General features: G+C 67.1%; 6 protein-coding genes (1 of these 6 cut by a window edge). 4 read left to right on the top strand and 2 right to left on the bottom strand.

Annotated elements, in window-relative coordinates; translation table 11 throughout:
• From hrpB to AABQ55_RS02775, 3 genes are all read left to right on the top strand, one after another.
• Window positions 1–953: the 3' end of an ATP-dependent helicase HrpB gene (hrpB, locus tag AABQ55_RS02785; protein WP_272807180.1), read on the top strand. It extends 1,516 nt beyond the left edge of the window; the window shows 953 of its 2,469 coding nt (coding positions 1,517–2,469); its start codon lies off the left edge, out of view; the stop codon is at window positions 951–953.
• Window positions 954–1,164: 211 nt separating this feature from the next.
• A complete protein-coding gene (locus tag AABQ55_RS02780; protein ID WP_244770814.1) occupies window positions 1,165–2,466 on the top strand; it encodes an ActS/PrrB/RegB family redox-sensitive histidine kinase in 1,302 nt (433 codons plus the stop codon).
• Window positions 2,467–2,543: 77 nt separating this feature from the next.
• Window positions 2,544–3,113: an ActR/PrrA/RegA family redox response regulator transcription factor gene (locus tag AABQ55_RS02775; RefSeq protein WP_272807179.1), complete on the top strand. Its 570-nt coding sequence runs from the start codon at window positions 2,544–2,546 to the stop codon at window positions 3,111–3,113.
• Window positions 3,114–3,218: 105 nt separating this feature from the next.
• Here the strand turns inward: AABQ55_RS02775 and AABQ55_RS02770 are convergent, their stop codons facing one another.
• Window positions 3,219–3,749 carry an MmcB family DNA repair protein gene (locus tag AABQ55_RS02770; RefSeq protein WP_272807178.1) on the bottom strand — a complete coding sequence of 177 codons (531 nt, stop codon included), beginning with the start codon at window positions 3,747–3,749 and terminating at the stop codon, window positions 3,219–3,221.
• A 367-nt stretch (window positions 3,750–4,116) separates the two neighbouring features.
• Between AABQ55_RS02770 and AABQ55_RS02765 the strand changes: the two genes are divergently transcribed.
• Window positions 4,117–4,779 (top strand): L,D-transpeptidase, encoded by a 663-nt coding sequence (locus AABQ55_RS02765; protein ID WP_272807177.1) that lies wholly within the window; start codon window positions 4,117–4,119, stop codon window positions 4,777–4,779.
• Window positions 4,780–5,034: 255 nt separating this feature from the next.
• Here the strand turns inward: AABQ55_RS02765 and AABQ55_RS02760 are convergent, their stop codons facing one another.
• On the bottom strand, window positions 5,035–7,197 hold the full coding sequence (locus AABQ55_RS02760) for a malate synthase G (protein ID WP_272807176.1): 2,163 nt from the start codon (window positions 7,195–7,197) through the stop codon (window positions 5,035–5,037).
• Window positions 7,198–7,234 lie beyond the last annotated feature (37 nt).

Genomic DNA, 7,234 nt, shown 5'->3' with positions numbered 1-7,234 from the left:
CCTTGCTGCTGCATGCCTTTCCCGATCGCGTCGCCCTGCAGCGGGGCGGCCGGGGACGGTTCGTCATGGCGAACGGGCGCGGGGCGGAGCTGCCGGAGACCGAGCGGCTCGCCGGCGCGGAGATGATCGTCGTCGCCGACCTCACCGGACAGGCCGGGCGGCAGCGCATTCTCGCCGCGGCGGAGATCGACCGCGCGGATGTCGAGGCGGAGCTCGTTGCCAGCATCGTGCGGGAGGACCAGTGCGTCTTCGACCGGGCAAGCCGCCAGGTGCGCGCCCGCCGGGTCGTCCGCCTCGGGGCGATGATCCTGGAGGAAACGCCGCTTGTCCGCCCGAGCGGCCCGAAGGCGGCGCTGGCGCTCGCCGACGGGGTGCGCCAGCTCGGCCTTGCCGTGCTGCCGTTTTCCCGCGAGGCGGCGCAGCTGCGCGACCGCATCGGCTTCCTCCACCGCTCGATCGGCGCGCCCTGGCCGGATACCGGCGACGACGCGCTGCTGGCAACGCTCGACAGCTGGTTCGTGCCGTTCCAGGAAAACACCCGCGGCCTCGAGGAGGTGAAGCCGGCCAGCCTGCAGGAAGGGCTGATGGCGCTGGTGCCCTACGAGGTGCAGCGCGATCTCGCCCGGCTGGCGCCCACCCATTTCGAGGCGCCGACCGGCCAGCGCCACCCGATCCGCTATGACGGCGACGAGCCGGTGCTGGCGATCCGCGTGCAGGAGCTCTTCGGGCTGAAGCAGCATCCGGCCGTGGCGGGCGGGCGGCTGCCGCTGCTGCTCGAGCTCCACTCCCCGGCGCACCGGCTGATCCAGACGACGCGCGACCTGCCCGGCTTCTGGGCCGGCTCGTGGCGCGACGTCCGGGCGGACATGCGCGGGCGCTATCCGAAGCACCCCTGGCCGGAGGATCCGGCGGACGCCCTGCCGACGACGCGCGCCAAGCCGCGCGGGACCTGACAAGCGCGATTTCCGGCGCGTGCCGGAGGTTTCGCGCCGAGAATTGCGGAAAAACAAATCGCTCCCGGCGTTTTCACGGTTTAGGAAAGGCACTAAGCATTTCCAGCCGGAGCGAAGTCGCTTCGGCGTCGGATAATGCGGAATCTAGAGCATTTCCGACCGGAGTTCACCGGAAATGCTCTCGCGGGTTCGCGAACGGAAGGACGGCGGGATGACGGGTTACCAGGACATCGACTTCGAAGGCTCCGGCCGGCGCCTGCGCCTCGAGACGATCATCCGGCTGCGCTGGCTGGCGGTGGCCGGCCAGTCGATCACGGTCATCGTCGTCGGGCTGTGGCTCGATTTCCCGCTGCCGCTGATGCCGGCCGCCGTGCTGATCGCGCTGCTCGCGGCGGTGAACTTCTTTCTCGCCGTGCGCTTCTCGCCGACGCACCGGCTGACGCCGGCGGCCGCCTTCCGGCTGCTCGCCTTCGACCTGTGCCAGCTGACGGCGCTGCTCTTCATCACCGGCGGTCTTGCCAATCCCTTCGCGCCGCTCGTCTGCGTGCCCGTCATCATCTCCTCCTCGCTACAGCCGATCCGCTTCAGCCTGCCGCTCGGGCTGCTCTCGGTGCTCGGCATCACGGCGCTCGCCTTCACGCCCTTCCCGCTACCGTGGTTTCCCGGCACCGTGCTCGTCGTGCCGCCGATCCTGACGGCCGGCTTCTGGTTCGCCATCGTCTCGACCACGGCCTTTGCAGCCTTCTATTCCTACCGCGTGTCGCAGGAGGCGGCGGAGCTTTCCGATGCGCTGGCGGCGACCGAACTCATCCTCCAGCGCGAGAAGCACCTTTCCCAGCTCGACGGCCTGGCGGCGGCGGCGGCGCATGAGCTCGGCACGCCGCTCGCCACGATCAGCGTCGTGGCGCGCGAGATGGAGCGCGAGCTCGGCACGGACGACCGCTTCAAGGAGGACGTGCAGCTCCTGCGCAGCCAGAGCGAGCGTTGCCGCGACATCCTGCGCCGCCTCACCACGCTTTCGGCGGCGGACGAGGCGCATATGCGGGTGCTGCCGCTCTCCTCGCTGCTGGAGGAGGTGCTGGCGCCGCATCGCGAATTCGGCATCCGCCTCAACCTCGTCGAAATCGGCGAGCGCGAGAACGAGCCGGTCGGCAACCGCAATCCCGGCATTCTCTACGGCCTCGGCAACCTGCTCGAAAACGCCGTCGACCATGCGCGCGAGGAGGTGACCATCACCGTCAGCCACACGGCGGAGCGAGTGACCATCGTCATCGAGGACGACGGCGACGGCTATGCGGCGGACATCCTGCAGCGCATCGGCGATCCCTATGTCACCAAGCGCCAGCGCGACGAGCGGGCCGGCGGGCTGGGGCTGGGGCTGTTCATCGCCAAGACGCTGCTGGAACGCTCCGGCGCGAAACTGACCTTTGCCAACCGCACCGGCGACCGGCCGGGCGCGCGCGTGTCGGTCGATTGGCCGCGGGCGCGCATGGAGGCCAAGACCGCAAAATGACTTTACCCGCCCCGGCTTACGGGCGATAAGCTGATCCTCATCAAGTATGGATGACATTCGGCCACGAAAGACGAAAAATGGCAGAAAACACCGACCCCCACGCCGCAGCCGACGATATCGGGCCTGATCCTTCCCTTCTCCTCGTCGATGACGACGCGCCGTTCCTGCGCCGCCTTGCGCGCGCCATGGAGACGCGCGGCTTTACCGTCGACACGGCCGAATCGGTCGCCGAGGGCATCGCCAAGGCCAAGACCAACCCGCCGAAATTCGCCGTGGTCGATCTCCGGCTCGGCGACGGCAGCGGCCTCGACGTGATCGCCGCCATCCGCCAGCGCCGCGACGACACGCGCATCATCATGCTGACCGGCTACGGCAACATCGCGACGGCCGTGAACGCGGTGAAGCTCGGCGCGGTCGATTATCTCGCCAAGCCGGCGGATGCCGACGACATCTTCGCCGCGCTGACGCAACGCCCGGGCGAGAAGGTGGAGCTGCCGGAAAACCCGATGTCGGCGGACCGCGTGCGCTGGGAACACATCCAGCGCGTCTATGAAATGTGCGACCGCAACGTCTCCGAGACGGCCCGCCGCCTCAACATGCACCGCCGCACGCTGCAGCGCATCCTCGCCAAGCGCGCGCCGAAGTAAGAACGTCTCCGGCCGCCTCATCGGGCGCCTCGCGCCACCTTCTCCCCGCCGGGGAGAAGGAAAGAGGAGATGCCGGCACCCTCAGCAAGCTGTTTCAGACGGACATCACGCCGGCTCGTCGCGCTTTCCCGAGACGATAGCGGACATGTCCGGCCCGCCGCCCCGCGTGTCGGCGGCGAATTCCGCCAGCAGCAGCCGGCCCGCGGCGACGCGGGCGAAGGCGAAGGTGACGGATTTTCGCGTCGGCGGCGGCAGCCGGTGCTCCGGCGCCTCGCGCAGGATATGCGCGCCGTAGCCGTCGGAGAGGATCAGGCCGCAATCCTCCGGGAAGATGTCGAGCGGCACGCCCTTGTGCGTGGCGAAGAACAGCCGGTCCGAATGGCGGCGGTAGTCCGGCCATTTGCGGTCCACCCGGAAATCCTCGATCGACGTCTTGATCTCGACGATCCAGATCTCGCCCCGGTCGGAGAGGCTGATGAGGTCGGCGCGCCGGCCGCTCGCCAGCGTCAGTTCGGGCAATACCGCATGGCGCATCTCCGTCAGCATGCGCTGCACGCCGCGGCGCACCATCATCGCACGGTCGGACTGGCGTCCGTCGATCAGCGGATTGTCGTTGTGAATGGAAACGATCGTCATGGGTCAACCTCGGCGAATCGCATTCTACCCGCAAATGCGCGCCGCGAAAAAGTTAAGGGCGCTCGCTGATTCGAACGGCGCGAAAGATTTCCTTAACCGTGCCCCGCGGTTCCTGTGCGGCTTCGGGCCAGCGCTGCGGAAGACCATTGAACGGGCCGGAAAGGCGTGCTTGTCCTGTTCCGGACGCGGCGAAAGCGCCGGGCGGGCAGGTCTGTTGTTGCAAAAAAACAATCACCGGCCTTTTTGCTCAAGCGCAGGCCCGCGCCGGAGCGCACAGACTTGCATTGACCGGTTTAATCGAAAATAAACCATGATCGATGAAAGTTCCGCGGCTCGGAACTTCTTAATTTCCTATCAAGAGACTCACATGCGTTTCCGCAATGCCCTCCTTCTGTGCGGCCTCGCAGCGGCCGTCACGCTCGCCGGCTGCTCCTCCTCCTCGACCTCGCTTCCGGGCGAAAAGGTGGCGACCAACGCCATCTTCACATCGGAATATGGCCCTGTTGAGGACAACGGCTACGCCCTGCCGGGAGTCCCGATCAGCAAGGTGAACACCCGGTTCCACCGCCAGATCGTCGACTACGCGACCAGGGAAAAGCCCGGCACGATCGTCGTCAACACGCCGAACCGCTTCCTTTATTATGTGCTGCCCGGCGGCAAGGCCGTGCGCTACGGCATCGGCGTCGGCAAGGCGGGCTTCGCCTGGCAGGGCGAGGCCTACATCGCCTGGAAGCAGGAATGGCCGACCTGGCATCCGCCGGAAGAAATGGCCGCCCGCCGTCCGGACGTCGCCCGCTACGTCAAGGAAGGCATGGGCCCGGGCCTGAAGAACCCGCTCGGCGCGCGCGCCCTCTATCTCTTCAACGAGAAGGGCCAGGACACGCTGTTCCGCCTGCACGGCACGCCGGAATGGGCCTCCATCGGCACGGCCGCCTCGTCGGGCTGCATCCGCCTGATGAACCAGGACATCATCGACCTCTACAAGCGCGTGCGTCCCGGCAAGGGCGCCCGCGTCGTCGTCCAGCAGTAAGCGGAAAAGATCCGCTTAGGAAAGAAGCCGCCGGATCGCTCCGGCGGCTTCTTTTGTTTTTGCTTTGCAGCGCCCCCTGATGGGCAGCACTCCGGCCTCCCCACCGCCGTCATCCTCGGCCTTGAGCCGAGGATCCACCGCCGTGCCCGGAGCGTGGATGGTCGGGTCAAGCCCGACCATGACGGAAGAGAGGTTCGAGAAATCTTGCCGCGGGCCGATAAGAGCCGTCGGAACCACCAGCCTACGGCTTTTGCATCAGGCCGCGGCGGCCTTCAGCTCCAGGCGGCGGCGGTGCAGGACCGGCTCGGTGTAGCCGTTCGGCTGTTCGCGGCCCTTCAGCACGAGGTCGAGCGCCGCCTGGTAGGCGACCGAGCCGTCGAAATTGCCGGCCATCGGGCGATAGAGCGGGTCGCCGGCATTCTGCCCGTCGACGACGGCGGCCATGCGCTGCATCGTCTCCTCGATCTGGCCTTCCGTCACGACGCCGTGATGCAGCCAGTTGGCCATGTGCTGGGCGGAGATGCGCAGCGTGGCGCGGTCCTCCATCAGGCCGACATCGTTGATGTCCGGCACCTTGGAGCAGCCGACGCCCTGGTCGACCCAACGCACGACATAGCCGAGGATGCCCTGGGCATTGTTGTCGAGCTCGCGCTGGATCTCCTCCGGCGTCCAGTTCGGCCGGACGGCGACCGGCACCGAGAGGATGTCGGAGAGTTTCGCGCGCGGGCGGGAGCGAAGCGCGGCCTGCACCTCGGCGACATTGACCTTGTGGTAGTGCGTCGCATGCAGCGTCGCGGCCGTCGGCGAGGGAACCCAGGCGGTGTTGGCGCCGGCCTTGGGATGGGCGATCTTCTGCTCGAGCATCGCCGCCATCAGGTCGGGCATGGCCCACATGCCCTTGCCGATCTGCGCATGGCCGGACAGGCCGCATGCAAGGCCGATATCGACGTTCCAGTTCTCGTAGGCGGAAATCCAGGCGGCCTGCTTCATGTCGCCCTTGCGGATCATCGGACCCGCCTCCATCGAGGTGTGGATCTCGTCGCCCGTGCGGTCGAGGAAGCCCGTGTTGATGAAGACGACGCGCTCCCTGGCCGCGCGGATGCATTCCTTGAGGTTGACCGTCGTGCGGCGCTCCTCGTCCATGATGCCCATCTTCATGGTGTTGGGCGCCATGCCGATGGCGGCCTCGACGCGGCCGAACAGCTTTGCCGCGAAGGCGACCTCTTCCGGCCCGTGCATCTTCGGCTTGACGACATACATCGAACCTTCGCGCGAATTCTTGCGGCGACCGTTCGGGCCGACGTCGTGCAGCGCGATCAGCCCCGTCACCATGGCGTCCATGATGCCCTCCGGCACCTCGTTGCCGTCGCGGTCGCGGATCGCCGGATTGGTCATGAGGTGGCCGACATTGCGCACCAGCATCAGCGAACGGCACTTGACCTCGAAGGGCGAGCCGTCCGGCGCGGTATAGGTGAAGTCGCTGTAGAGCTTGCGCTCGACCGTCTCGCCGCCCTTCTGGAAGGTCTCCTTCAGGTCGCCCTTCATCAGGCCGAGCCAGTTGCGGTAGACGAGGACCTTGTCCTCGGCATCGACGGCCGCGACCGAATCCTCGCAGTCCATGATCGTCGTCAGCGCCGCCTCGACATTGACGCCGGCAATGCCCGCCGGATCGGTCTTGCCGATCTGCCAGTCGCGGTTGATCAGGATCTCGATGCCGAGGCCGTTGTTCTTGAGCAGGACATGGCGCCAGCCGTCCTTGCCTTCCGCATGGCCGGCATACTGTTCCGGCCGCTTCAGCGAAACGGCGCGGTCGCCGGCGGCAAGGCGCAGCTCCGCCCCCGCCTCGATGCCGGTGAGGTCGGCCCAGCGGGCGCCTTCCAGCGGAACCGCCTCGTCGAGGAAGGCCTTGGCCCAGGCGATGACCTTCTCGCCGCGCTTGGGATTGTAGCCCTTGCCCTTTTCCGCGCCGTCCGTTTCCGGGATCGCATCCGTGCCGTAGAGCGCATCGTAGAGCGAGCCCCAGCGCGCATTGGCCGCGTTCAGCGCATAGCGCGCATTCATGACGGGAACGACGAGCTGCGGGCCGGCGAGGCTGGCGATCTCGGGATCGACATTGTCGGTCGTCACCTTGAAGTCGTCGCCCTCCGGCAGGAGGTAGCCGATCTCGCGCAGGAAGGCCTCGTAGGCCGCCATGTCCGCCGGCGCGCCGTTGGCGCGATACCAGGCGTCGATCTTCTCCTGCAGCGCGTCGCGCTTGGCCAGCAGCGCGCGGTTTTCCGGCGCAAGGTCGTGCACGATGGCGGAGAACTCATCGAAGAAACGCGCAGCGTCCACGCCCGTGCCGGGAAGCGCCTCCGTGACGATGAAATCATAAAGGTCGCGGTCGATCGAAAGACCGGCTTTCTCGATATAGGTCATGTAAAAACTCCGAATGACGGGACGAGGGGGGAGTATC

This window comes from Shinella sp. WSD5-1 (assembly GCF_963942435.1).
Lineage (GTDB): Bacteria > Pseudomonadota > Alphaproteobacteria > Rhizobiales > Rhizobiaceae > Shinella > Shinella yambaruensis.
This window is presented reverse-complemented; position numbering and strand designations above follow the sequence as displayed.

What these genes read in the sequence shown, in the direction of transcription:
- AABQ55_RS02780 (WP_244770814.1), top strand. Translation starts at nt 1,165, where the DNA reads ATGACGGGTTACCAGGACATCGACTTCGAAGGCTCCGGCCGGCGCCTG.
- AABQ55_RS02775 (WP_272807179.1), top strand. Translation starts at nt 2,544, where the DNA reads ATGGCAGAAAACACCGACCCCCACGCCGCAGCCGACGATATCGGGCCT.
- AABQ55_RS02770 (WP_272807178.1), bottom strand. Translation starts at nt 3,749, where the DNA reads ATGACGATCGTTTCCATTCACAACGACAATCCGCTGATCGACGGACGC.
- AABQ55_RS02765 (WP_272807177.1), top strand. Translation starts at nt 4,117, where the DNA reads ATGCGTTTCCGCAATGCCCTCCTTCTGTGCGGCCTCGCAGCGGCCGTC.
- AABQ55_RS02760 (WP_272807176.1), bottom strand. Translation starts at nt 7,197, where the DNA reads ATGACCTATATCGAGAAAGCCGGTCTTTCGATCGACCGCGACCTTTAT.